Raw genomic sequence first — 26,587 nt, 5'->3', positions numbered from 1 at the left:
GATTACATCTACTCAATACAATTGCACTGTTTTAAGAAGGTGAGAAGACTAACTATGCAGGGTACTTTAATTCATAGCTACGCTCCAGATTTTGAATTACCAGGAGTTGATGATGAAGTGCATCATTTAGCTCGTTATTTAGAAGAATATCGAGCCGTTGTTGTTATATTTATGTGTAACCATTGCCCTTATGTTCGTTTTTATTTAAACCGTCTGAAACAGTTGCAACAAGAATATCAGGAACAAGGGGTAATTTTAGTGGGTATTAATGCGAATGATTCCAGTCAATATCCTGATGATAGTTTTGAAAATATGAAAATTTTTGCGGAAGAACAAAAGCTAAATTTTCCGTATATTCGAGATATCACTCAAGAGGTTGCTCACTGTTTTGGAGCCTCTCATACCCCAGAAATTTTTTTATTAGATCATCAAGGAATTATTCGCTATCGGGGATTAATTGATGATAATCCGACATCGGCTGAAGCCGTGACAACCCCTTATTTAAAAAATGCGATCGCCCAACTCCTGAATAACCAACCTATTACTCCAGAACATACAGATTCTATCGGATGTTCGATTAAGTGGAGACATTGAAGTTGTCGGCTGTGTAGAGACGTACCTGGACACGTCTTACTGGTTGTTGGCTGTTGAGTGTCAGCACTCCCAACAAGAGTTAACCTTCAACTTGAACTATAAATATCCTGATATGATAACGCCAATGTCTAGGCTAATAGTAACGATAAACCCACTTCGTTTACGAAAATTGGCGATGTTGATTACTACAGAGGCTATGGGAGTATAAATGGGAACAGCGTACAAACGCATTTTACTAAAATTAAGTGGCGAAGCCTTAATGGGAGATTTGGGCTATGGTATTGATCCAGCCGTCGTTCAAGACATTGCCCAAGAAGTCGCCGAAGTTGTCAATATGGGCGTACAAGTCGCCATTGTAGTCGGAGGCGGTAACATTTTTAGAGGGGTGAAAGCCGCCGCTGGGGGAATGGATCGCGCAACCGCCGATTATGTCGGGATGATTGCAACAGTAATGAATTCCATTACCTTGCAAGATGCTTTAGAACAAATTGGAGTTCCGACCCGGGTACAAACGGCGATCGCCATGCAGGAAATTGCAGAACCCTATATCAGACGCAAAGCCATACGCCACCTAGAACTCAATCGGGTGGTTATTTTTGGGGCGGGTTCAGGGAATCCTTTTTTCACAACGGATACAACCGCAGCATTACGAGCGGCGGAAATTGATGCCGAAGTGATTTTTAAAGCCACCAAGGTAGATGGTATTTATGATAGTGATCCCAAAAAGAACCCAGACGCAAAACGTTATCAAACCTTGACCTATGGCTACGTTCTCACCCATGATTTACGGGTAATGGACAGTACAGCCATTGCGCTGTGCAAAGAAAATAATATCCCTATTATTGTATTTGACCTGACTGTCCGGGGAAATATTAGCCGTGCGGTGAGTGGTGAACCTGTTGGAACCTTAGTAGGAGGTTTGTGTGAAGTTACCTGAAGTTGAAGATCACATGATCAAAGCGCTGGAAGCAACTCAGCGCTCCTTTAATACGATTCGGACTGGCCGAGCCAATACCAGTTTATTGGATCGAATTACAGTGGAATATTATGGCAGTCCCATGCCTTTAAAAGCCGTGGCAAATATTAGCACCCCCGATGCCACCACCATTGCGATTCAGCCTTTTGAACGCAATATGCTTAATATCGTTGAAAAAGCGATTTTAGTCTCTGATATTGGGTTAACACCCAATAACGATGGTTCTATTATTCGTCTGAATATCCCCTCCTTAACCACTGAACGACGGAAAGAATTAGTCAAACAAGTGGCTAAATTAGCTGAAGAAGGGAAAGTCGCGGTGAGAAATATTCGTCGGGATGCCATTGACTCTGTACGGAAACAAGAAAAAAGTAGCGAACTCTCTAAAGACGAAGCGGCTGATTTACAAGATTCCGTCCAGAAACTCACAGACAAATACATTGCTAAAATCGACGAAGCCTTAGCAGCCAAAGAAAAGGACATCACGACTGTTTAATCGCCGTTGACAGTTGATAGTTGAGTGTTGACAGGTCTGACTTAACCGTTAACTGTCAACGTTCAACCGACAACATAATCCCTAAAATACCCATGACAACGATGTTTGACTGTATTATTGTTGGTGCTGGCCCAGCAGGGGGAGCAGCAGCCTATCATTTAGCAAAACGGGGACGTTCCGTGTTAATTTTGGAACGATCTGCCTTTCCTCGCTTAAAACCTTGTGGTGGGGGTGTTTCTCCCGCCATCGCCCAATGGTTTGATTTTGATTTTAGTCCGGCTATTTCCACAACCGTTGAGCGAATTCGCTATACCTGGCAATTAGATGATGCGGTGGAATCAGAAATTCCCACTCCGATGTGGATGGTGCGGCGAGACGTTTTCGATCAGTTTTTAGTGGATCAAGCTAAAGGTCAGGGGGCGCAACTACAGGATAATACGGAAGTCACAGGGATTCAATTTAAAAGCGATCATTGGCAAGTGAACACCGCCACTGAACCCTTAACGGCGCGATATTTAATTGGGGCTGATGGGGCGAAAGGTTCCATGGCAAAATGGTTAGGCTTGAAACAGTCTAAACTGCGTCAAAGCCAATTTATGGAAGTTTCAACGGATCAATCGTTGCTACCGAGTTTTGAGTTTGGCCTGGTGAAAAATGGCAGTATTTGGGGGTTCCCGAAAGCTGATGGTTATTCCCTAAGTATTGCCACCTTTATCGGGGGAGAACCTAAAGATCTCAGCAAGGACTTACTAAATTATTCAGCTAAAGCAGGTTTAGGGAATTCTACAATTTATCAGCATCCCCTGTGTCTCTGGGATGGAGATAAAACCCTTCATACCCAAAATGCCCTAATTGCAGGGGAAGCCGCCAGTTTAGTTGACCCATTATCGGCGGAGGGAATTCGTCCTTCTATTCTCAGTGGAGTTAAAGCCGCAGAAGCGATTGATCAAGCCTTAGGGGGTCTGGGTAATGCCTTAGAACGCTATACCCAAACGATGAAGGAAGAATGGGGTTCCGATATGGTTTGGGCTGGACGTTTAGCGGGTGCATTTTATCGGTTCCCAAAAGTAGCTTATAAAGCTGGGGTGAAAATGCCCGCCGCCACGAAAGTGATGAGTAAAATTTTCTGTGGTCAACTGCGGTATGGAGATATTGCTAATAAAGCCATTAAACAATTAATGCCATTCTAAAGCCATCAAAACAACTGCCAATTCCTGAGAAAACCGGGTTTCTGATCACCAGGAACCCGATTTTTATATCCAGCCGTATTGGTCAGTACGCCACGTTATAGTCCCTATTCATAATTCGTAATTCGTAATTCATAATTCCCTATTCCCTGTTTCCTAGCCAACAAAAAACCGTTGATTCGGTATAAAATAGAACTGTTTTCAAGGACGCATCATCCTACCCCAAGAAAGATAATTTGAGATCAAGGTTAGGGGAAAAATTTAAATAGTCTGTTTCGCTGTGAACACTCAAGATACTTGAGTGCTGTTTTTTTCATTATCTCAGTGAAGCTTAAAAAAGCTTGCTATAGGACAAGATTATGAATGGGCTGGAAAATACACAACAACTTCAATCTCAATTAGATCAACAGGTTTTACTGCATCGGATTACGAACCGGATTCGACAATCCCTAGACTTACCCGGTATTTTAACAGCCACCGTTGCCGAAATCCGTTCATTTCTAGGAACGGATCGGATTATGATTTATGAATTTAGTCCCGATGGCAGTGGGGAGGTGGTAGCAGAATCTCGGTTTGGAGATCGCCTCCCGTCCTTATTGGGATTACATTTTCCCGCCGATGATATTCCTGCTTATACTCGTGAAATGTATTGTTCCCTCCGTCAACGCACCATTGTGAATGTTGCAGGGGGAACTATTGGTATCAGTCACCATTTAGAAGAGACTGGAACCTCATCGGGGATTGATTATCGCACCCTTGATCCCTGTCATCAAGCTTATTTAACCGCTATGGGGGTAGAGGCTTCTCTGGTGGTTCCGATTTTACTCCATCCCCTCAATCCGGTTAGTTCTGAGAAACCTAAGCTTTGGGGATTATTAGTTTCCCATCACGCCGAACCTCAACCTATTTCTGAATCCGATATCCACCTTGTCCAATTATTAGTCGATCAACTGGCGATTGCTATTGCTCAGGCAAATTTACTCAGTGAGACGCAACAACAAGCCCAACAGGAAGCCACGATTAACACTGTTGTGTCTCTCCTCCATGAACGCCCCACCATTGAACTGTTAGCAGCCTTAGAAGCAACGGTGAAAGCGTTGCAAGGAGTGGGAGGACGGCTTTATATTCAACCCAATGCGCCCCATTCCCCGGAAGTCTTTACCTGGGGGAAACAGCCCCATCCTCCTGCTGGAATTCCTTCAGGGATTTTAGAAGAACATCCGTTGTGGCAACATTGGTTAATCAATGGTTATGGAGCCTCCTCTCAAGCTAACCCCACCCCGAATCCAGCCTTATCTCCTTGGGTAATTACGGATGTTTATAAAGAACCTCAATGGCGAGTCTTGCTCCGCAATTTTCAATCAACACCGATTCGAGGAATATTAGTTTTACCGATTCAATATCGTCAACAATTATTAGGGGTTTTGACAATTTTTCGGGACGAAATTGATACCGAAACCCTTTGGGCGGGAGAATTTGACCCTAGTGTCAAACAAATGATGCCTCGACAGTCCTTTGAAATTTGGCGAGAATCTAAACAAGGTCAAGCCCAACCTTGGACAGAAGCAGAATTAACCTTAGCCAAAGCATTAATTCATCAATTTGCAATGGCAATTCAACAATATCGATTATATCAAGAAGTTCAGTGTTTAAACCTGAATTTAGAGGAGCAAATTGATGAACGAACCAATCAACTTAAACGAGCTTTAGATTTTGCTAAAACTTTAGAACGAATTACGGATCAAATTCGTCGAACGTTAGATTTAAAAACTACATTGTCGTGTTTAGTCCGAGAAGTTAGAGCGTTATTAGATACGGATCGGGTCGTTATTTATCAGCTGATCAATCAACAAGCTGGAGAAGTCGTATTTGAAGATCGGCGAGACTCCATTCGTTCCATTGTCGGGATGCAAACACCGGAGGATTGTTTTCCTGAAGACATGGTGATGCTTTATCGACAAGGACGAATGAGAGCAATTTGTGATGTTTATAATGAAAATTTAGCACTGTGTCATCAGGAATTTTTAGAAAGTTTGGGGGTGCGGGCTAATTTAATTGTTCCCATTAACCAAGAATTGAAGATCTGGGGATTATTAATTGCCCATGAATGTACCCATCCTCGCAATTGGGAAACTGAGGAATTGGATATTTTAAAACAATTAGCGGATCAAGCTGCGATCGCCATTGCTCAAGCTGAATTGTATGAACAAAGTCGCAGAGCCGCCCAAAATGAACAAGCTAAAGCTGAACAACTGACTCATACCCTCAATGAACTCCAAAAAACTCAAAGTCAACTAATTCAAACGGAAAAAATGCTCAGTTTGGGGCGATTAGTTGCGGGGATGGCTCATGAAATCAATAATCCAATTAATTTTATCTTTGGTAATTTGCTATATGCCAGTGAATATACCCAGAATTTATTAAATCTAATTCAACTTTATCAACGCTATTATCCCTATCCGACCTCAGAAATTGTTAACTATATTAGTACCATCGAGTTAGATTTTATTGCTAAAGATCTGCCTAAAATTTTGGAATCTATGCAAAGTGGAGCCGACCGCATTCGTCAATTAGTGTTATCCCTTCGCAATTTTGCCCGACTCGATCAAGCGGATTTAAAATTTGTTGATCTCCATGAAGGAATTGAAAGTACATTATTGCTGTTACAACATCGTCTCAACATTAATTCCGACGCTCCCGAAATTCAAGTTAAGCGACACTATGGCAACCTTCCTCCGGTGGAATGTTATGCCAGTCTCTTAAATCAAGTGTTTATGAATATTCTCAGTAATGCCATTGATGCGTTAGCATTTAAAACACAAGGATCGAATCAGACTTTTTCCACCTCTGAACAGACACAACCCTGCTTAGAGATTCGTACCGCTTTGAGGGATGAAATTACAGCTTTACCGAAAATTGTGATCTCGATCATTGACAATGGTACAGGGATTCCTAACGCATTACTTCCCCATATCTTTGATCCGTTTTTTACCACAAAACCTGTGGGCCAAGGAACAGGGTTAGGATTATCAATTAGTTATCAAATTATTGTTGAAAAACATAAAGGATCGCTAAAATGTCTTTCTCACTGGGGGCTGGGAACCGAATTTAAAATTGAAATTCCCTTGCGGCAATCTCTTTCGGATGTTACCCTCAATTCCTAAATTACCCAATTGAGATCCGCTAGGATAAGCATTTTTTAACTCATATACGGAGGTCAAATCAATGATTTAAAACTAAATTTTTGTATTAGAAAAGCAGGGATCAACTTTCTTGAATATCATCAATGTGAGCCCATCTCAGGTTGGTTAAATTTCGGAGAACTTCAATTTTTTAGGATAACTTAACATCATTTTAGGCGCGAGTGTATGATCGTAAATCAGCATCAATGGGAGCAGTTACGAGAATGCTGTCGAAATGACGTTGCATTTGCTCAATTACAGGAAATTTTAAATCTGAAACTGTTACCGTCTGAACTAGAAATAGCGGGTTTGACGGGTTGGGTAGACTTAGAAGATCTTGCCAATAACAGTGAAGATATTTTTATTGAATATGATCTGAATTTACGTTATGTTCAGATTAATCTAGCGGGAGCGATCGCGTTAGGGATTCATCCATCTGACATTGTAGGAAAAAGAAATCAAGACTTTTTTAATCAGCAAGCCAGAGAACTTGATCAATCTGTACAGTATGTCTTAAAAACGGGTGAAAACTTACGGGTGAATCACGAAATTTCTTTACCCACGGGCGGGAAAGTTTATAATAGTTTATATACCCCGATTAAAGATCCCGATGGAACAGTGACAGGTGTGATTGGAGTGTGTCGAGATATTAGCCATTTACGGCAACTTCAAGAACTATCAAATCCTCCCTTAATTCAAGCCCAATTAAAATATCAACGCTATCAATCTTTATCCACAATCATTGAACGCATTAATCAATGCCTGGAATTAGAAACCCTTTTACAAACTGCTACCCGCGAACTTCAAAACGATCTGAATGTAGATCGGGTTGCCATTCTACAATGGTATCCCCAAGCAGAAGAAATTAAAGGGAAATATATTGCAGAAACCGTTTTAACTGCGTTTCCATCTTTGTTGAATTTTGAGATTACCACTGAGGAATTATTAGGGTTTAATCTTAACCATCCATCGCAGCAAGCGATTATCATTCCAGATATTTATTATGGAGGATTTAATCAATTACTGTTACAATGGAGTATTGATTACCAAATCAGAGCCAACTTAGGGGTTCCTTTATATACAACCCAACAGTTGTGGGGATTTTTATGGGTGCAAGATTGCCACCAACGCCGAGATTGGCAACCTAATGAAATTGAATTTATCCAAGAAATTGCTAAACATTTAGAAACCGCGATTCAGCAACGAGAATTATGGCAAGCAACCTCTCGACAATTAGACCAACGAAAAACCTTAACACGGGTGATTTCTCGAATTCGGAACACGTTAAATTTAGATCAGATTTTTCAAGCCACAGTCACAGAAGTTCGACAACTTTTAAATGCAGATCGGGTTGGTATTTTCTATTTTAACCCTAATTCAGGATATGGAGAAGGGGAATTTATCTCAGAAGCGGTGGTAGCTGAATTTGATTCAGCTTTAGAGAAAAAAGTCAATGATCATTGTTTTTCTGAACGATTTTATCATCTGTATCAGCAAGGAAAAATCAACGCCATTTCTGATATTAATCAAGCCAATTTACAAGACTGCCATTTTCAGATTTTGGCAGAATTTAAAATTCGAGCTAATTTAGTCGTTCCTCTATTAAAAGCTGAAAAATTATGGGGTTTACTCTGCATCCATCAGTGTAACAGCCCTCGCCATTGGCAATCAGAAGAAATAGAATTTGTGAGTCAAATTGCTCAAAATTTAGAAGTTGCTTTACAACAAATTGATTATATTGAACAAGTTCAAGAACAAGCTAAAAAACTGGTGCAGTTAACGGAACGAGAAAAAGCAGCAGAACAGCAAAAATTATTATATCAAGTTGTTGAAAAAATTAGAAACTCCTTAGATATTGCCACTATTTTTAATACCACTGCTGCCGAAGTCCGAACCTTTTTAAATGTAGATCGAGTGGTGGTTTATCGGTTTAATTCCGATTGGTCAGGTTATTTTGTAGCAGAATCTGTGATTGAGGGATGGAATTCTTTATTTGATACCGTTCCCATGATTCAAGACACCTATTTACAAGAAACTTTAGGAGGACGTTATCGAGATAATAAAACCTATGCCGTTGATGATATTTACACCGCCGGACATCAAGAATGCCATGTGAGATTATTGGAACAATTACAGGCGAGATCCTATATTATTGTTCCGATTTTGCAAGGACAATTTCTCTGGGGTTTACTCGCTGTTTATCAAAATTCCTATCCCCGTCATTGGCAAGATGAAGAAATTAAATTATTAGCTCAAATTGGCACTCAATTTGGAATTGCTTTATTACAAGCTGAACTTTATGCTCAAACCCAAAAAAGAGCAGAAGAACTCGCGCAAGATTTACGACAAACCCAAACTCAATTAGTTCAAAGTGAAAAGATGTCAAGTTTGGGACAGTTAGTGGCTGGAGTTGCTCATGAAATTAATAACCCTGTTAACTTTATTTATGGAAACTTGAGTTATGTCACGGACTACACGAGAGATTTATTAGATTTAGTTCAATTATATCAAGAAAAATCCCTAAATGCTGAACCCGAAATAGAAGAAAAAATTGAGGAAATTGAATTTGATTTTATTCGGGAAGATTTACCGAAAATATTATCTTCAATGAAAGTTGGAGCCGACCGGATTCGTCAATTAGTATTATCCTTAAGAAACTTCTCCCGCTTAGATGAATCTGAGGTTAAACCCGTTGATATTCATGAAGGTATTGATAGCACCCTGTTAATTCTTCAACATCGCTTAAAATCCAAACCGGAGCGTCCTCCGATTGAAATTATTAAAAAATACGGGAAATTACCTAAAGTGGAATGCTATGCGGCTCAACTCAATCAAGTTTTTATGAATATTATTAGTAATGCCATTGATGAATTAGAATCACTGAGTAAGGAATGTTCAGAAACCCAATATTTAATGATCCAAATTCAAACTGAGTGGCTTTCGAGTACCAAAGAACATCCCCTAGAACGGGTCAGAATTGCAATTCAGGATAATGGTCATGGCATCCCTGAACACATCAGAAAACATATTTTTGATCCGTTTTTTACAACCAAACCTGTGGGGAAAGGAACGGGTTTAGGATTATCCATTAGTTATCAAATTGTTGTGGAAAAACATAAAGGGATGATTGAATGTCAAGCCTTACCAGAACAAGGAACAGAATTTATCGTGGAGATTCCGGTTCATCAAGGGAGATAAAACGTTTCCCAGTTAAAGTATAAAAGCGTTCTGTTCTTGGGTCTTCCATCGACTTTTAAATCGTTCTGTAATTAAGGGTTTGACCCTAAATTTCGGTGATTTTCCCCCTAAAACATCAATGCGTAAACCCGAATAGGGGCGACGTTTTTCTCGACCCTGACCTGTACGACCTACAAATAATAACGATTCCGCAATTGAGCGCGATTTTACTCCGGTTTCGGTTTCAAAAAACTCCATTAGTTGATTCCCTTCGGGGCGTTGTCGGCGTAAACTATAGCCACTTCCCCCACAAATTAACCAATGAATATAGGAATCTGCAAAGCCTGTATTTCCTGTATATAAATGTTCTAAACAATGAGCATGACCATTCAAAACTAAATCTACAATCGGGCGATTTTCTATCAGGTTGCCAAGGGTATTAGACACTTCATTTAAAACATAACGCAAGTTATTTCGCACAGCAATAGTTTGAGCTTGATTCCATTTTGTGGCTTCTGTAACATAAGGAGGATGATGGAAATACAGCACTCGTCCTCGCACTTCTGAAGTATGCCAAGATTCAATTAAACGTTGTTTTAACCAGTTCAGTTGTTCAAAATCAATGGTAATATCTTGAGGAGCATTCAGTTGTTTCTGAATATCCATTTTTTGTTCTTCTAATTGTTCTATTTTTTCTAAATAATCATGAACAATTTCATCGCTTTTTCCCGGCTGACCTTGAAGGATATCTAATTCTTTCATGAATTGTTGTTTTTCCAGTTCAATTGTATTAGATCGTTGCTGCAATTGCGATCGCAAATCTTCCCCCTGAAGCGTATTCGGTAAGGGTTCAGGAGCATTAAAGGTATTAGAATCTAAGGCAAAAAAATCAATTTCACCATAACGAAAGGTATAGTAACGATTCGGTAAACGAGTAAACAGTCCGGGTTGATAGCGCAGACATCGACCTGTATTGGTTTTAGCGGTATAATGTTGGTCTAAATGGTGTTGAAGTTGTAAAGGATTAATCGTTGCTAAATAATCTAAAAACGCTTGAGCATAAGCTTTTCCTTGAAACGAACCATGCCAACCAATATCAAAATCAAATTGAGAAAAGAGAAGATGACGAGGCAACCAAATCAACTGAGCTAATAAACTATAAACCCAAGGTAAATCATAATAATCATGATTACCTAAAACGGGTAAAAAAGGCAAATTAAATACCATTCGATCATAAGGAATCTTTTGAGGAGTTTCCCCTCCAACTAAAAATTCTCGATAGGGATGAATAAAATTATCCGGGTAATATTCACTCGAACCGACTAAATAAACAACATCTCCCGTATGAATAATAAAACGGCAATTCTCCTGGTTTTCTAATAACAATTCTGCAACTTTTCGTTGAGGACTGGGATTCGGTTTATACCCTGTTCCACTATCTCCAATTACTAAAAAGGAAAATTCAGTATCCTGATTTTTTCCATCGTCAATGACTAAAGAGGTTTGATCAATACCTTGATTCATAATTAACGGATCTTGCCACCGAACCCGCTCTTTCATTTTATTGATTTTTCTGGCAATGGGAGGATCAAATACAAACTGCATATTAAAAATTTTTTCCGATTTAATATAAGTTTTAAAATCTCAGGAGGTGCGTACACGATGCTTACGCACCCTACTGGTTATTGTAACACTTAAAACCTATCTTAATTATTGGGTTAATTTTACCCATTCTACTATCCCATCTGCTAAAGTTATAGCTAATTTTTGTTGTTCTTGAGGATTAACAATCCATTCAAATTCTTCTGGATTAATCATAAATCCTAATTCCAGTAAAACCGATGGCGCGACCGTGGGACGAGTTAAGGCTAAATTATTCCAAAAGACCCCATAGGAAGGACGGTTTAATGTCTTCACTAAATAGTGATGTAAAAACACCGCTAAACTATGAGCTTGGGGGTTATACCAAAAGGTGCTCACTCCTTTTGTTTTAATGGCATCTCCATTATCGGGCAAAGCATTATAATGAATAGAAATTGATAAATCGGGTTCTTGTTTATTGATCATTTTTACTCGGTCTTGGGGATACAAATCCTCATCCCCTTGGCGGGTCATAAACACCGAAGCACCGCGTTTAATCAGTTCTGCTTCTAATAGTTTAGAAACCACTAAAGTAACATCTTTTTCAGGATAACCCGTTGGCCCTTTTGCCCCTAAATCATTTTGACTCCCATGACCTGGATCAATTAAAATATTTAACCCCGATAAAGGTAAATTTGATTGTAATTGCGGGGGATTTTTGAAAGATAAAACTAAGGTTGTACCATCATAACGCAATTTATAACCCCATTGTTGTTTTGTTTTAAAATGAAAGGTATATTGCACCGCATCTTGTGCTTTTTCTCCCAAAGGAGATAACACAGGTTGCCAATCCATACGGGAAATTAAAGCATTATCATTAAAACGAATTGTATCCGTTTGAGCCGTTGTATTATAGAGGGTTAAAGTAAAACTTTGATCTTCTTGTTTAACCGTTATTGGAACAGGTGTTTGGAGGGGAAATGACACTTCTAACCAGTCTCCAACTTGGCGAGAACTTGCACTTCTAATTAGAGAATTTGGTGGTATTGGTTCGGTGGTAATTCGGGTTTCATTCGCTTTAATCCACCCCCCATAATCAAGCCGTAAAAACTCCCCTTGTCGTCCTATAATTCGAGCACGAGTTCCTTTAGGCAAGGGGGTTAAACGAGAATTATCGGTACTAGGCCCGGTGCGTGCAGTTCCTTCCTCCGCAATCACTTCAGCAATTTCAAATTGAGTGGGAGAAAGAATAGAAATTTGCCCGGTTGCATTTTGAGTAAGGGTCTGATTATTCAGGGTTAATTGATACTCAGGTTTGCCTAAATCTAATATTTTTTTATCTGCTGAAAAGCTTAAATTGTTTGCAATGACACCACAGCCTTGATATTTTACAGTATTGGCTTTGATAGGTTGATTCTGTCCGGTTAAAACGGCTTTGTTATCGGGTAATTCTAAGCTTTGAGATTGTGAGGATAACGGAATTGTTTGTCCCGCTAATTTAACAGAAACCGTTGCCTTTTGCGGAGCGATCGCACTAAAACAAACAAGCTCCCCTGGAAGTATAGCGATATTCTCAGAGGGAGTCAATGAATCCTTTAAAAAGCTTACTGTTTCTAAGGGAGTAGCTTCCGTTGAAATTCGAGTAATATTGAGTTTGATTTTTTGATTTTTATAGCGTAGAATGAAGGTGTTTTCCCCAAGCTGCAATCGAACAGTGGGTGCAAAGTGACCAGCAGGACTTCGGGGAATAACTTGACCATTAATTGACACTTCTCCTTCCTGTGCAGCCGTTCCAATTAAAAAAATACGGTCAGATGTTGTTTTGTGATCATCGGGTGGATAAGCAACATATAAAGGTTGTTCTGCCGATATTGAAGATGACAAAGCCAAACTGATCATGGCTGTTAATCCTAGAATCTGTTTCATGAGTGTTGTTTGAATTCGTTCTCAACTTATTTTATCCGTTTAGGGAGTATGATACTACCCTTATTTTCTCCCTGTTTTGATCAAGTTTAATTTTTATTGCCTGATGCAATAAAACTTGATAAAAAAAAAGCAGCTAAGTTAGGGTATTAGGGTGCAGCCAAGAAAAATAGCCATAAGGAAGCCTACCATGAATCATGAGTTTTTTAGCTTAACTGAAGATGAGTATATTGTTAAGCTAGGGAAAGATACCTTCACAATTTCACGATTAAAAGAATTAATTGCGATTCAGTTTGAAGAGCATATTATGAATTACGGAGACTTTTTTAATTTGACATTTTCTCCAGCCAAGCATGATGCTTTTTGCTTTGATATGCGGAATGTCTTGTTAATGTTTCCTTTGGAAGGAATGAGTGGTTATTTATTGCCATTGGGTTCTAAAGATTGGATTTCAGGTCAAGTCAGAATTCAAGCCAATTTAAACTCAGATCCCGAAACTTTGAATCAAAATTTTTCCGTCGAGATTCAGTTTGCTGCGGATGAACCTCGATTAATGAATCTCTTTCATTATCCTAGCGATTTTCAGGAAGAACCTAATTCTAATCACAAACTTTCTTCTTGTCATTTAGTCCATCAATCCTAATTGGGGATACTCTTAATTCTCGAATTCCCAAAAATTTCATCTACGGCTTGAATCAAATTCAATTCTCTCTAACCATCAGGGTCTTCAATAACCAATAATCGCCTCAATCCCATATAATTTGAATTTTGTAGAAATAAAATTTTTAATCAATTAAACTTCACTTAAAATTTAAGCTAATTTTGTGAGATAATTCAAAATATAGGTGTATCAGCAACACACACCCATCCTAACTGAGTTGAGGCGTTAAACCGATGAGTGAATTGTTTGTTAAGTTGGAACAGGATGACGATATTGTCATGTTGGGGAAGGATACATTTACAGTATCCAGGTTGAAAGAGTTAGTGGATGAGAATATGAAAAGTAAACTTTTCGCTTACAATAACGTTATTGCAAATACTAACTTTGCTGTAGTTGATTTCTTATGCCGTAACTTAAAAATAACAGATAAATCAATAGAACTGAACTTAGAAGAATTTAGATTAGTATTTCCTCTTGATGGAATAGACTGCCAGTTACTTAAGTTAGAGTCTAGGTATTGGATTTCAGGTAAAATCAGATTTCAAGTTAATGCAGATTATAAAAGAGATGATTTAAATACTCGAAAGAAGATAGTTAATATTGAATTAGAATTTGCTCCTGATGAAATAATATCTAACGAAACACAAGAACAGAAAAATGCTAATTCCAATGAAAATTTAGATGAAATTAGAGCCAAATTAAACCAAATCAACGCTCTTTAATTGTAGGGTGCGTAAGCAAAGCGCACGCACCAATATTTTATTAAAATCAATCAAAATCATGAATAACCTCAAAGAATACGTTAATCAAACCGCCTAACTGATTCATTTATCCATTCCTCCTGAATATCATCAAGGTGTCATAATTAAGAAGTAGGATAATCTGTGACTGTATTTTCCACAATGCAGTAAACCTAGAAGGGTCAGGAAAATGAATCAGACACTTGGGTAAATCTGGTCAAAGTTTAGCGTGATCGAAATCCACTTTTGATTGTGATTAATGTCACATTAGTAAAAAAGGCTCAATGGGCTCTGCGAAACGGGAAACTATCAAGACACAATTCAGCCAAACGGTAACAAATATGGCTCAGATCCCTTAGAATTAAAGACAATTCATCCAGTATTTTAGGGCTGACTTACTAGAGTCCAGATTGTCATTAGAAATCAACGGGAATCTTTGGGTAAAGTGTTTGAGGTTTAGAGGGAAATCTAAACCCAGGGGAAGAAGCAAGAGTGGATCACGGTAAATCAGCTTGATGGGGAATGAAATCAGATGATGAATCTTGAATACAGCGACGAACAACAGAGCGATTTTGCACGCCTGATGAGCCATAATATTTTATTTGATAAATTGCCCATTGAGGTGCAAAAGTGGGCTGAAAGTTTGCCCTGGAATCAACGGCGTTATGTCCTTTCTTTATGTTATATTTTATGTGCTTCTTCCCCAGAAAAACAAGCGGAATTTTTAGATGAATATACCGCCGACGGCTTAATGGCGAAGATGTTAGAAGATATTGATACGCTGCAACGAATCAAACAATATCTCAGTTGTTTTCGGATTAAAGCCGCCTTAAATGAATCGGTTTTACGCGGTTATATTCGGCAATTTTATATTCATTCTGCCCAAGATGCTCGTTGTCAACCCGGCCAATATTTAGAGTCGGCTTTAAAGTTGGCATTAAGTCCGAAAGATAAAGATAATGTGTTTAATTATATTCTCGGATTTGAACTCATTAAACTCATGTTTCAAATGAGTTGGCTACAACAGGAACGACTTTCTCGATTACAAACTAATCAGGACTATTTTATCAAAAATTATCTCAAGCCGATTCAACACGCCCATCGAGTTAATGGCATTATTGTTCCTAAAGACGAACGGGTCTTTTTTGCTAAACGAGATTTCTATGTTCAGAAACCCGAAATTAAACCCAGAACCTTAATTGAATTAGTCATAGCAACCTTTACAACTAGCCAAGTCATTGCTTGTGGATTTTCTTTGACTCGTCATAGTCGAGCGTTTGAGTTTGATTATGATTATATTTTTAATTCTAACGAACCCGACAGCATTTTTCCCTGGGGTTCAGAATCCATGTTAGGATAAAAAATGGCTCTTGTTTTGTAACAGCCACAAACCCTAAATTTAAGGTTCAAACTAAAGGAAGTTTAATTAACTGATTGCTGTTCTATTGATTAGCTCTTTACACTCCGCCCAGGAACTGAACTATGCTCTTATCCAAAGGTTTTGAAGTTGAAATGTATACGGGAACTCCCCAGGGCGATATTGTGGGGCTGTCCGATAAAATTGTTGCGGATTTAGACGGATTTGTTCGAGAACCTGATAGCCGAAACGTCGAATATACCACCGCCCCCCTGTGTAATTATGATCGTTTGTTGTGTGCCTTGATTCGACCTCGACGGATACTGCGAAATTATTTACAACAGTTGGGAGACTATACCCTGTTACCGGGAAGTACATTATCCTTGGGAGACACAAAGCATTTTTATCGGTCTGATCCGCAAAATCCCTATCATACTTATATTGAACAAACCTACGGTACCGATGTCGTCACCGCCAGTATTCATATTAATGTTGGCATCGCTGACCCCGAACAGTTAATGCAAGCCATTCGCTTAGTGCGGGTTGAAGCCCCCCTTTATTTAGCGATGAGTGCCTCTTCTCCCTTCTTAGGCGGTGAAGTCACGGGGTATCATTCCACCCGTTGGCATCTGTTTCCCAAAACCCCAGCCTATGTCCCCTTATTTGAAAGCCATCGCCATTTTATTGACTGGACAGAAGAACAACTTCAAAAAGGAACCATGCAGAATGTTCGTCACCTGTGGTCATCGGTACGGCCCAATGGCGATCGCCGTCCCTATAACTTAAATCGTCTGGAACTGAGAATTTGTGATTTGATGGTTAACCCCATTGCCTTGTTAGCGGTCACAGCTTTATTAGAAGCACGCCTTTGGCAACTGTTAGAGAACCCTGACCTAGATCCACTCCAACACAGTGAACTTCCGGCAACTCGTCGTGCTGAAGATTTAGTTGCCCTGAGCGATGAAAATGAAATCCAAGCCGCTCACCATAGCTTAGATGCCCAATTGCGACATTGGCAAGACGGACGTTTAATCATCGCTAGAGATTGGATTGAACAACTGTATCAAGAAGTTTGGCCAATTGCCAAAAAACATGGGTTTAGCTGTTTTTTGTCTCCGGTGAAAAAATTACTGCGAGAAGGCTCTACAGCCCAACAATGGGTGAATTTGTCCCAACAAGGTTGGGAAACTCGCGCTATTGTTCAGCACGCCATTCAAAACATGGAACAGCAAGAGCAAGAATTTGAAGATCAGATTTGTCAACCGTTAGTAGCGTGAAAAATGGCCCATTTTTTGATGAGAATATCTTATCGATAAATTTCTTTACAAAACATAAAGAAAAACTATAGATTTGTTCTCAATGCCGGGGGGTGAGCACCCCCTAAAGTCCTTGTTTTCTGGTTTGATTACCTCATGCCTCACGTTGTCTTAGTTCAGCCACAAATCCCACCCAATACCGGGAATATCGCTCGTACCTGTGCAGCCACCTGTACCCAATTGCATTTAGTCGGGCCATTAGGATTTGAAATTAGCGATCGCTACCTCAAGCGAGCGGGTTTAGATTATTGGCCCTATGTTTCCTTAACCTATCATCCCGATTTCTTCACCTTTGAGACCTATCATCAACAACAGAGTGGACGTTTGCTGGGATTTAGTACCAGAGGTGCTTCCAACTATGCCCAGTTTCAGTTTCAAGATTCAGACTGGCTACTGTTTGGAAGTGAAACCACAGGGCTGCCCTCCGATGTGTTGGACGCTTGCACCGCCACCGTCTATATTCCAATGGCCCAGCCCGGAGTTCGGAGCTTGAATCTCTCCGTGAGTGTTGCCATTAGTTTATTCGAAGCCCGCAGACAATTGGGTTACTTTGCCTAAAATCGGTGAATCAAAACCCCCGGTTTTAGGAAAAATTTCTGTGATAACTTTTTTTTATAAATACCCGGATTCAATTGACCCCCAACAGTGATAGATTTTATTCATCTAAACGGGTGTTTTTTGACCCGGGTCAAAAAAGCCCAAACCCTTAATTGACTTCAATCTTAGCTTCTTCACCGTTGATTTGCGAACTATCTGGCAAGCTAATCTCCATAAATTCAAGGGATTCCATTCCTATTGTATTTCTGGTAGAAACTGGTGTAGATTCTCATCTGGACTCTTGTAACAGAGTTCACTTAATCTTTAAAGTTCCTCGACCCTCAAGGGTTATTGTTTTTAAGAACGTTAGTTTTCAGGGTTTGCCTTTCTATGGAACTTTCGCTTTTCTTGCCGAAATTGAAAAAGCAAGGTAATCTGACGTAATCAGGATTATTGTCAGTGATTTCAATCAATCATTAATGTGATTAGATCTACTGATATTACGTTCTTGAGCGGTTCGAGGACAGTTCAGCGCTTCTCCATAGGAGGTCGTTCTTTGAAAGGAACAGTTCCAAATCATGATCAACCTGTTGCCATGCCTAATTTAGATTTAGATTCCGGTTTAGATTTAGATCAGAGTGCAACAGGGCAGACCAAACAACAGGTCTCACACTCTGGCAGTTATAAGGTTCGTACCTCTGTCGCATTTTTGGGTTTAGCCATTGCTTCTGGGATTCTCAGCAATCAAGCCAATGATTATGCCGTGGCGGCAGAGTTATCCAATCCTGATCCGAATCCAGCCTTGCAGTCATCCTCCGCGATGACCGATGCGTCTCCCAATCAAGTCAATACGGGCTCTGGGGAACAAGCATCTCAATCGGACTGGCAGCCGTCCCTGTTACGAACAGTTTCCCGTCTCAATGCAGGCGAGAACGTTGTCAACAGGAGCAGTCAATCTCCTGATGTCGGGCTAGAAACATCGGATCGAACCGATGTAGAAGCGGTTTCTACACCAGAGTCTCAACCTAGTGTTTCCTCGGAATCGTTGCCTCAATCGGTTACGCTGAACGAATCTCGCACCCCATCCATTGGGCAGATTCGTCCCTCCCATGAAGTTGAAACCTCAGCAACTCAGAACTCTTTAGATCCATCGGTGCAGATTTCAGAAACGCCCACTGAAGCGACTCAGGAATTGCAGCCAAACCATACGGCTCAGGGTAATTCCTTAGATACACTCTCCCAAGAGAGCGCTGGAGCGTTTGTGATTCCGACCGATGCGAGTAACCCAACTGTTGCAGAAGTTTATCAGGTGGGTTCGGGTGACACCTTAGATCGGATTGCTACACTGCACAATGTTTCTGTAGATGCCCTGATCAAGGCAAATCAACTAACAGATCCTAATGTTCTTAGTGTTCATCAAAGTCTAAAAATTCCTAAGCAACTGGCGAGTAGTTTTTCTAGCAGTCCGTCTTCTCCAGTAACGAATTCTGGGCCAGATTCTCAAATTCGTTTAGAGGCTTCCCCCTCTTCACAACAGCTTTCTTCAACCACAGACTTAAGTGCTTTAGGCGGGAGATTACCTCAAGCCGTACTTCCAGCCGTCATTCCCTCAGAACTCAATAGCAAGGGTTCTTCAGTCACCGATTTTCCGAAGGAAGCGGTTGCCACCTTGAGTTCAATTCCGACCCACAGCACTTTAAATCAACTATCGTTAAACCAATTAGCTTCCCGTGTGGTCAATGGGGTTGAATCTCCTACTCCCGTTGCGGCTGAAGCGGTTTCCATTCCTGTTGAAGTAGAAAAATCTTCCCTGTCTCAACAGATGGCCGTTCAACAGGTTTCTGTCCGTAAATCAGAAGCCGTTAATAAGTTGTATTCAGATCGCCTGAGATCTGAAGTAGAACGCCTGCGAGAGGAATATAAAGCCCAGAGTGGCTATCAGGTGATGAATATATCCTTAGAGTCAGGTGAAGAGTCAACGGTGAAAACCTTGACCTCGGTGACGACGACTTCTGCACATCGGCAAAAACGAATTAATCCAGAGTTCAATCCTCAAGGGTATTCCCAGCAGCAAAAAGCCACTCAAGTTGAACAGAACTTATCTGCTCAACAGTTGGCGCAAGTGTCTCGGAATGCAAATAGAACTCCATCGACTCAACTGCAACCGGAGTCCAGACGTTCGGTGGTCGCTACGGCTCCCATTGGGGCTAAAGCCTACGATCCGTTAAATAACCCTACCTTGGGTCAGATGGTTTCTCCGCAGTTACCACCCCTGCCTGGGCCAGATGCTTACTTGCCTAATGGTTCCATGCGCTTCAATGGCTATATTTGGCCGGCTGCTGGGATTCTGTCTTCTCCCTATGGTTGGCGCTGGGGACGGATGCACAAGGGAATTGATATTGCTGGCCCTATCGGAACTCCGATTTTTGCGGCGGCTCCTGGGGTTGTGACCTACGCAGGATGGAATGATGGTGGCTATGGCAATTTAGTCGAAATTGAACATCCCGACGGCAGTTTAACCGTTTACGCCCACAATGATCGTGTCCTGGTCAACGAAGGCCAAAAAGTAGCTCAAGGGGAGCAAATTTCAGAGATGGGAACTACAGGTCGCAGTACAGGGCCGCACCTGCACTTTGAAATCCATCCCAAGGGTGAAGGTGCTGTTAACCCAATTGCCTTCTTGCCTCCCGACAGTTCAATGGTGTCTCAGAATTATTAGCTAGGGGTTAAGGGTTGACCATTGAGAGTTGACCGATGCCCAATCTCTGATTCCTTAAACCCCCTAAAAAAAATTTAAACAGGGGGTTTACATTTGGGAACAAGTTGTGCGATATTAATAAATCGTGAATCAATCAAGGCTCAGTAGCTCAGTGGTTAGAGCAGGGGACTCATAAGCCCAAGGTCGCAGGTTCAAATCCCGCCTGAGCCATGTAAACGAAATGGTATAAGCCTCTGCTGTAAGGCATTGAGTCAGTCAGATGATGGCTGACTTTTTTGATAAATCTTGTCTAACTGTACTCATTTCGAGTATGATATAATTGTAATAAATTGTAAAACAATCAAAAAATTGGGATTAACGCTATCCTAATTTTCTTGAAGGAAACTTTACCATCATCAGTTTAAGGAGTATTATTCATGGCTGAGTGCCTGCGTGTTGGCCAAGTCGCCCCCGATTTTACAGCGACGGCAGTTGTTGACCAAGAATTTAAAACGATCAAACTCTCTGACTATCGGGGTAAGTATGTGGTTTTGTTCTTCTACCCCTTAGACTTTACTTTTGTTTGTCCGACTGAAATTACTGCGTTTAGCGATCGCGCCGAAGAGTTTACAAAACTCAACACTCAAATTCTCGGCGTGTCTGTAGATAGCGAATTCTCTCACCTGGCTTGGATTCAAACTGATCGTAAATCCGGTGGTGTAGGTGATCTGAACTATGCTTTAGTGGCTGACCTGAAAAAAGAAATCAGCACGGCTTACAACGTTCTTGATCCCGATGCCGGAATTGCCTTGCGGGGTCTGTTCATCATTGACAAAGAAGGGGTAATTCAACACGCTACGATCAATAACCTCGCCTTTGGTCGCAACGTGGATGAAACTCTGCGGACACTGCAAGCCATTCAATATGTTCAAGCCCACCCCGATGAAGTTTGCCCTGCGGGTTGGCAACCGGGTGATAAAACCATGATCCCTGATCCCGTCAAGTCCAAAGAATTCTTTGCTGCGGTCTAGGTCTAAGATTATTCCCGACAAAAAACTATTCACAACCCGTCTTAACAATTGTGTGAAGGCGGGTTTACATTTTATAGTAGTGGCACCTGGGGTGTTAGGACATAGACTGATAACCGTACACTCCTATGAACCTATCTGTTCCCTGTTCCCTGCTATATAAGATTGTTTTAAACTGGGAAGAGTAATCAACAACAAACTCTTATGCTGACTTCTAACGATTTTACGGGTTTAATTAATCGCCGATTTTGGAATAACTTTTTTCCGATCCCCGCCACCAGTAATTTACAGTTGGGGATGAAAACGCCAGATTTTGCATTACCGGATATTACCAATGGTCAATTAATCCGGTTGTCTCAATTTCGAGGGGATCGCCCTGTGATTTTGGCTTTTACCCGCATTTTTACAGAAAAACAATATTGCCCGTTTTGTTATCCCCATATTAAAGCCCTGAACGAACACTATGAAGAATTTGTTCAACGGGGAGTGGAAGTGTTAATGATTACGAGTACCGATGAACGTCAAAGCAAAATTGTCGTCAAAGATCTAGGATTAAAAATGCCATTGCTAAGTGATCCAAGCTGTGGCATTTTTGGATTGTATCAAGTAGGACAAGCTCTAGGTGCACCCTTACCTGCTCAATTTGTTTTAGATCAAAAAGGCATTCTGAAATATAAACATTTGTTTTCTTTTTTGGATCACAATGCCAGTATTAAAACCTTACTGCAAGTTATTGATCCTCTCGCAACTCAAACAGTTTAAAATCGGTGACTAAACAAACTGGATTACCTTGTTGATCATAACCCCAATAGGAGGAATAATACCCTTCTCCCCAACCGGAATGAAAGGCAATAATATTCAATCCGGTTGATTCTTCTAAGCAGAAATTGGCCCAATCCCAAGTATCCAGATAGGTTTGATCTAAGGTTTGATCTAAGTGATGATAATAGGTTTCAAACTCAGTTTGTGACAGGGAAGATAACCGTTGAACCACTTCGCCATCCATAAAACATCTGGTTCCTGAATCCACAGGATAACCCGATTCTGGCACTCCCTGAAAAGAAACTGCTAATTCCCATGTTACCGCAGGTTGCTCTTGAAGGACTAACATTGCACAGGCAACTCTTTGCTCTTTTCGGTCATGGAATGTGGCAATACTGAGTTTAACCGGATAACGACCTACGGGCAGGGGTTGAGTCAAACACAGATGAGGATTAAGCGGAACTAAAGGATCACAAAGGGCAATTTTTCCAGTGGTTACAACTAATTCACCGATGGTCTGAACAGAATAGGTGACTTGATCTGTATAGTGATCAAGGGGGGTTGGGAAACAATAACCAGTTGGAAATGCTTGGGTCAAGTCGGTGGGGTTCATCCTTTCTACCTGCCTTCTAAGAGAAAATTTGATAATTTGTCCTTTTACTTTTAAAGGAAACCGTTTTTAGGTGTAAAGTTCGGTTGTCATTGTAACGAATTATGGGTAAATTTTAGACATTGACAGAAATATTCAAGAGTTCTATGATGATGTGTTTTACCTAATGCAGAGTCAGGTGTTGTAAACAGGAGAAGCATTTAGGCAAACAATAAGGAAAACAACAAAAACTCTCTGACTGAATGTTATGCTGAACAGCAAACGATCATCAGTGCAGGAACATAGAAATTACTGGATGATTAACTTTTTATTTTCTCATCCCCTTGCTGGCAATTGGCTGGGTTAAATAAGCGTTAATACTTATTAAATTTTCTCAACCTTAATTTATGGTTAATCTGATTACTAATATACAACCCACCCTGGATTTTATTCCTCCTAATTTTAATCCGTTTGTGCTAAAAATTTGCCAGTGGGGAATTCCCTTTTGGATTAAATGGAAAACACCGTTAGTAGAGATTAAAGGAGAAAAAGTTGAACGCTTAGTGAATCTTTATCAACAGTTCCAAAGCGGAAAAATTCGATTTTTATTAGCATTTCGTCATCCCAATACAGATGATCCGTTTTGTATGAGTCAATTATTATGGCGATTTGTTCCTGAAACTGCAAAACAACAGGGAATTGCTTTATCTGATCCAATTCATGCTCATTTTATGTATGATCGGGGTATTCCCTTATGGGCGGGACAATTTGTTACTTGGTTATTTCCAAAATTAGGAGGAACGTCAATTTTAAGGGGAAAAGTTGATCGATTAGGATTACGTTCGGCGAGGGATTTATTTCTAACAGGTCAATTTCCCTTAGCTGCTGCACCAGAAGGGGCAACCAATGGGCATAATCAAAGTATTAGTCCTTTAGAACCCGGAATTGCTCAATTAGGATTTTGGTGTGTAGAAGATTTAGAAAAAGCAGAACGAACTGAAGAGGTTTATTTAGTTCCCATTGGAATTCAATATTTTTATATTCAAGATAATTGGCAAGATTTAGAAAGATTAATTTCTCAATTAGAAAAAGATTGTAACTTACCTCAAAAAACTGAAGAATTAACAACTCAGTCTCTCTATGGTCGTTTAATGCGATTAGGAAATTATCTATTAGATACGATGGAAAATTTTTATCGCCAATTTTATCATCGCAGCATTCCTCAAGATGAAACCCTTGATTTTTCAGAACGTTTAAAACGATTATTAGATATTGCGTTAACTGTTGCTGAAGAATATTTTAATCTGAAACCAACGGGGGATTTAAATAGTCGTTGTCGTCGTTTAGAACAAGCAGGATGGGATTGTATTTATCGATATAATCTTAAAGGAAATGATAACTGGTCGGTCGTAGAATTGGGATTAGCGGATCGGGTGGCAATTGAAGCGAGTTTGAGAATGTGGAATATGAGATTAGTGGAAAGTTTTGTGGCGGTAACGGGTCGTTATATTCGAGAAAATCCCACGTTTGATCGGTTTGCAGAAACAACTTTAATTGTTTGGAGAATGATCAATCAGTTAAAGGGGAATACTTCGATTAAACCTCCTAACTTAGGGAAAAAAAGAGCTAAATTAACCGTTGGGGAACCGATTTCTGTCAGTCAAAAATGGTCAGATTATCAAACGAATCGCCGTCAAGCAGTTGCGAATTTAACCCAAGATTTACAAAACGCTTTAGAGCAGATGATTGAGTATTAAATTTCAAGTCATTGTAGGGGCGAGGCGCGCCCCATTGGCGTCAACTTAAGGAGCGATCGCCCCAAACCTGCTGTGTAAGAGCATCAATTTCTCGATGTCGTTTTCGAGTGGATTTGACCAAGCCAAATAACTTCTAATGTTTGGTTAATGAAATTTCTGACTTGAAGAAACCGGGTTTCGGGATGTATTCGTTAATTCATGACAAAGNATCTAAGCCCATGTCTAGGTCATCAGCACCCATCTCATCGGAATCTAAGCCCATGTCTAGGTCATCAGCACCCATCTCATCGGAGTCTAAACCCATGTCCAGGTCATCAGCACCCATCTCATCGGAATCTAAGCCCATGTCTAGGTCATCAGCACCGACGGCTTCTGATTCATCCTCCAACCCTAGATCAAAGTCTTCCTCGGCTACGCTAGCCGTCTCTGTGTCGATATCTAAATCCAGATCCCCATCGACATCAGTGTCCTCCATTGCCTCTGCATCCAGATCATCCATTCCGAAATCATCATCCATGCCGGAATCATCCAGGCCCATCTCATCGATGGTGATTTCTTCTTCGGTATCAAGCTCGAGTTCATCGGAGTCATCCAGGGTATCGGCAATCACCGCAGCCCCTCCAACAACAGCGGCAGCACTGGCAACGGCCACGGCAGCACCCGCTATATTGGGTTGTTCTACCAGAGTCACTTCCTCCTCTAAATTCAGTGTCTCTGGAGGGGCCGGAGGAACCGGAGTTGGCGTTGGAACAACTACCGTTGGAGATTCTCCTGGGGTAGGCCTAATGCCCAACGCTATATCGGGATCAAAATTCAGCCCTAAAACATCAATCAGTTTTTCAGGATCTGGATTGAGTTTAGAAAAGGGCAACATGAGTTGGGCTGCCTCTGGGTCAAGCGCGTTGATCGTTCCCAAAATGAGGGAGGAGGCGGGTCTTCGACCCCCATCGGGGGTCGGTATTGAATTCAAATCCATTTGCAGTACCAGCCACTCTCGATTGGCTTGGTAATATTGCAACCACTTATCTTTAAGCGCGGTGGTAAAGTCTTTGAAGAAAGCCATAACCTCTATATCCTCATCCTGAGATAGCTAGACATATTAAACCATCATCAGGTCTAGCTCATCTTCCTGACTTTGAACAAGGGGTTGAGTCGGATTTAGATAAAAATCTGATAACAAGGTGAATAAATCCCGATCTGGCGCGTCTTGAGGAACTACTCCTTCGGGTTGTGACAGCAGTTGATCGGCAATATTCAGATAATAATCACAAACGTAGTTGAGGGATGGATCACTTTCGGCCATCTCAAACAAGGTTTTTCCTTTAACGCGGGACACCCGAATGTCCTCGATTAAGGGTAATACCTCTAAAACAGGCATGGGAACGGATTCAATATATTTTTCAATCAGATCCCTTTTGGAGGTGCGATTTCCGATTAATCCAGCTAATCGTAAAGGGTGAGTCCGGGATTTTTCGCGGACTGAGGCGGCGATGCGGTTGGCTGCAAATAGGGCATCAAAGCCATTATCGGTGACAATGACGCAATAGTCGGCATAGTTGAGGGGGGCAGCAAACCCACCACAAACCACGTCCCCTAAAACGTCAAACAGAATCACATCGTATTCGTCAAAGGCGTTGAGTTCTTTGAGGAGTTTGACGGTTTCTCCCACAACGTAACCGCCACATCCTGCGCCTGCTGGAGGGCCACCTGCTTCTACGCAATCGACACCCCCATAGCCTTTATAAATCACGTCTTCTGGCCAAATATCTTCGTAATGAAAGTCTTTTTCTTGCAAGGTATCAATAATCGTGGGGATTAAAAATCCTGTGAGGGTAAAGGTGCTGTCGTGTTTGGGATCGCAGCCAATTTGCAGGACTTTTTTACCTCGTTTGGCTAAAGCGGCTGAGATATTACAGCTTGTGGTTGATTTACCAATTCCGCCTTTACCGTAGACTGCTAATTTCACGCTGGCTTCTCCTTAATCGGTTTTTATTAAAAACTGTTGACGGTTGACTGCTGGAGCAGT

The 26,587-nt window shown here is 40.8% G+C and carries 20 protein-coding genes and 1 tRNA gene; 16 read left to right on the top strand and 5 right to left on the bottom strand.

What is annotated here, in order from left to right:
- Window positions 1-54: 54 nt before the first annotated feature.
- The 6 genes from PL9214_RS21345 to PL9214_RS21315 all read left to right on the top strand — a co-directional run bounded on the left by PL9214_RS21345 (window position 55) and on the right by PL9214_RS21315 (window position 9,633).
- Window positions 55-594: a thioredoxin family protein gene (locus PL9214_RS21345; RefSeq protein ID WP_072720749.1), complete on the top strand. Its 540-nt coding sequence runs from the start codon at window positions 55-57 to the stop codon at window positions 592-594.
- A 208-nt stretch (window positions 595-802) separates the two neighbouring features.
- Window positions 803-1,531 (top strand): UMP kinase, encoded by a 729-nt coding sequence (gene pyrH, locus PL9214_RS21340; protein ID WP_072720748.1) that lies wholly within the window; start codon window positions 803-805, stop codon window positions 1,529-1,531.
- A complete protein-coding gene (gene frr / locus PL9214_RS21335) occupies window positions 1,518-2,066 on the top strand; it encodes a ribosome recycling factor (protein ID WP_072720747.1) in 549 nt (182 codons plus the stop codon). The genes pyrH and frr overlap by 14 nt, the downstream gene beginning before the upstream one ends.
- Window positions 2,067-2,167: 101 nt before the next feature.
- On the top strand, window positions 2,168-3,256 hold the full coding sequence (locus PL9214_RS21330; RefSeq protein ID WP_072720746.1) for a geranylgeranyl reductase family protein: 1,089 nt from the start codon (window positions 2,168-2,170) through the stop codon (window positions 3,254-3,256).
- Window positions 3,257-3,612: 356 nt separating this feature from the next.
- Entirely contained in the window at window positions 3,613-6,417 is a 2,805-nt protein-coding gene (locus PL9214_RS21325) for a GAF domain-containing sensor histidine kinase (protein WP_072720745.1), read from the top strand.
- A 204-nt stretch (window positions 6,418-6,621) separates the two neighbouring features.
- Window positions 6,622-9,633: a GAF domain-containing protein gene (locus tag PL9214_RS21315; RefSeq protein ID WP_083580120.1), complete on the top strand. Its 3,012-nt coding sequence runs from the start codon at window positions 6,622-6,624 to the stop codon at window positions 9,631-9,633.
- A gap of 12 nt (window positions 9,634-9,645) precedes the next feature.
- On the opposite strand, the gene PL9214_RS21310 is transcribed toward PL9214_RS21315, so the two are convergent.
- Both PL9214_RS21310 and PL9214_RS21305 read right to left on the bottom strand, forming a co-directional pair.
- On the bottom strand, window positions 9,646-11,217 hold the full coding sequence (locus tag PL9214_RS21310) for a metallophosphoesterase (RefSeq protein ID WP_072720744.1): 1,572 nt from the start codon (window positions 11,215-11,217) through the stop codon (window positions 9,646-9,648).
- Between the two features lie 105 nt (window positions 11,218-11,322).
- Window positions 11,323-13,119, bottom strand: a complete 1,797-nt coding sequence (locus tag PL9214_RS21305; protein ID WP_072720743.1) for an N-acetylmuramoyl-L-alanine amidase — start codon at window positions 13,117-13,119, stop codon at window positions 11,323-11,325.
- 187 nt (window positions 13,120-13,306) lie between these two features.
- Here PL9214_RS21305 and PL9214_RS21300 point away from each other — a divergent pair, with 187 nt between their 5' ends.
- The 9 genes from PL9214_RS21300 (at window position 13,307) to PL9214_RS21260 (ending at window position 22,215) form a co-directional block, all read left to right on the top strand.
- The gene (locus PL9214_RS21300; RefSeq protein ID WP_072720742.1) at window positions 13,307-13,759 is read left to right on the top strand and encodes a KGK domain-containing protein; all 453 of its coding nucleotides are present in this window, start codon (window positions 13,307-13,309) and stop codon (window positions 13,757-13,759) included.
- A gap of 251 nt (window positions 13,760-14,010) precedes the next feature.
- A complete protein-coding gene (locus PL9214_RS21295; RefSeq protein ID WP_072720741.1) occupies window positions 14,011-14,499 on the top strand; it encodes a KGK domain-containing protein in 489 nt (162 codons plus the stop codon).
- 550 nt (window positions 14,500-15,049) lie between these two features.
- A complete protein-coding gene (locus tag PL9214_RS21290; RefSeq protein ID WP_437126730.1) occupies window positions 15,050-15,877 on the top strand; it encodes a cobyrinic acid a,c-diamide synthase in 828 nt (275 codons plus the stop codon).
- Between the two features lie 122 nt (window positions 15,878-15,999).
- The gene (gene gshA / locus PL9214_RS21285) at window positions 16,000-17,151 is read left to right on the top strand and encodes a glutamate--cysteine ligase (protein WP_072720740.1); all 1,152 of its coding nucleotides are present in this window, start codon (window positions 16,000-16,002) and stop codon (window positions 17,149-17,151) included.
- A gap of 135 nt (window positions 17,152-17,286) precedes the next feature.
- On the top strand, window positions 17,287-17,748 hold the full coding sequence (locus PL9214_RS21280) for a tRNA (cytidine(34)-2'-O)-methyltransferase (RefSeq protein ID WP_072720739.1): 462 nt from the start codon (window positions 17,287-17,289) through the stop codon (window positions 17,746-17,748).
- Window positions 17,749-18,283: 535 nt separating this feature from the next.
- The gene (locus PL9214_RS21275; protein WP_072720738.1) at window positions 18,284-20,446 is read left to right on the top strand and encodes a peptidoglycan DD-metalloendopeptidase family protein; all 2,163 of its coding nucleotides are present in this window, start codon (window positions 18,284-18,286) and stop codon (window positions 20,444-20,446) included.
- 137 nt (window positions 20,447-20,583) lie between these two features.
- Window positions 20,584-20,656 (top strand) — tRNA-Met (locus PL9214_RS21270).
- Between the two features lie 206 nt (window positions 20,657-20,862).
- Window positions 20,863-21,456, top strand: a complete 594-nt coding sequence (locus PL9214_RS21265) for a peroxiredoxin (RefSeq protein WP_072720737.1) — start codon at window positions 20,863-20,865, stop codon at window positions 21,454-21,456.
- 201 nt (window positions 21,457-21,657) lie between these two features.
- On the top strand, window positions 21,658-22,215 hold the full coding sequence (locus PL9214_RS21260) for a peroxiredoxin family protein (RefSeq protein ID WP_072720736.1): 558 nt from the start codon (window positions 21,658-21,660) through the stop codon (window positions 22,213-22,215).
- On the opposite strand, the gene PL9214_RS21255 is transcribed toward PL9214_RS21260, so the two are convergent.
- Window positions 22,184-22,828, bottom strand: a complete 645-nt coding sequence (locus PL9214_RS21255) for a DUF4241 domain-containing protein (protein ID WP_072720735.1) — start codon at window positions 22,826-22,828, stop codon at window positions 22,184-22,186. The genes PL9214_RS21260 and PL9214_RS21255 overlap by 32 nt on opposite strands.
- Before the next feature lie 383 nt (window positions 22,829-23,211).
- On the opposite strand from PL9214_RS21255, the gene PL9214_RS21250 reads away from it, so the two are divergent.
- A complete protein-coding gene (locus PL9214_RS21250; protein ID WP_072720734.1) occupies window positions 23,212-24,561 on the top strand; it encodes a lysophospholipid acyltransferase family protein in 1,350 nt (449 codons plus the stop codon).
- 196 nt (window positions 24,562-24,757) lie between these two features.
- On the opposite strand, the gene PL9214_RS21245 is transcribed toward PL9214_RS21250, so the two are convergent.
- Together PL9214_RS21245 and bchL are read right to left on the bottom strand one after the other, a co-directional pair.
- Entirely contained in the window at window positions 24,758-25,624 is an 867-nt protein-coding gene (locus tag PL9214_RS21245; protein ID WP_072720733.1) for a DUF5331 domain-containing protein, read from the bottom strand.
- A 36-nt stretch (window positions 25,625-25,660) separates the two neighbouring features.
- A complete protein-coding gene (gene bchL / locus PL9214_RS21240) occupies window positions 25,661-26,527 on the bottom strand; it encodes a ferredoxin:protochlorophyllide reductase (ATP-dependent) iron-sulfur ATP-binding protein (protein WP_072720732.1) in 867 nt (288 codons plus the stop codon).
- Window positions 26,528-26,587: the final 60 nt, after the last annotated feature.

The organism is Planktothrix tepida PCC 9214, assembly GCF_900009145.1.
Classification (GTDB): Bacteria; Cyanobacteriota; Cyanobacteriia; order Cyanobacteriales; family Microcoleaceae; genus Planktothrix; species Planktothrix tepida.
Note: the sequence above shows the minus strand (reverse complement) of the source record. Positions and strands in the feature narration are given on the sequence as shown.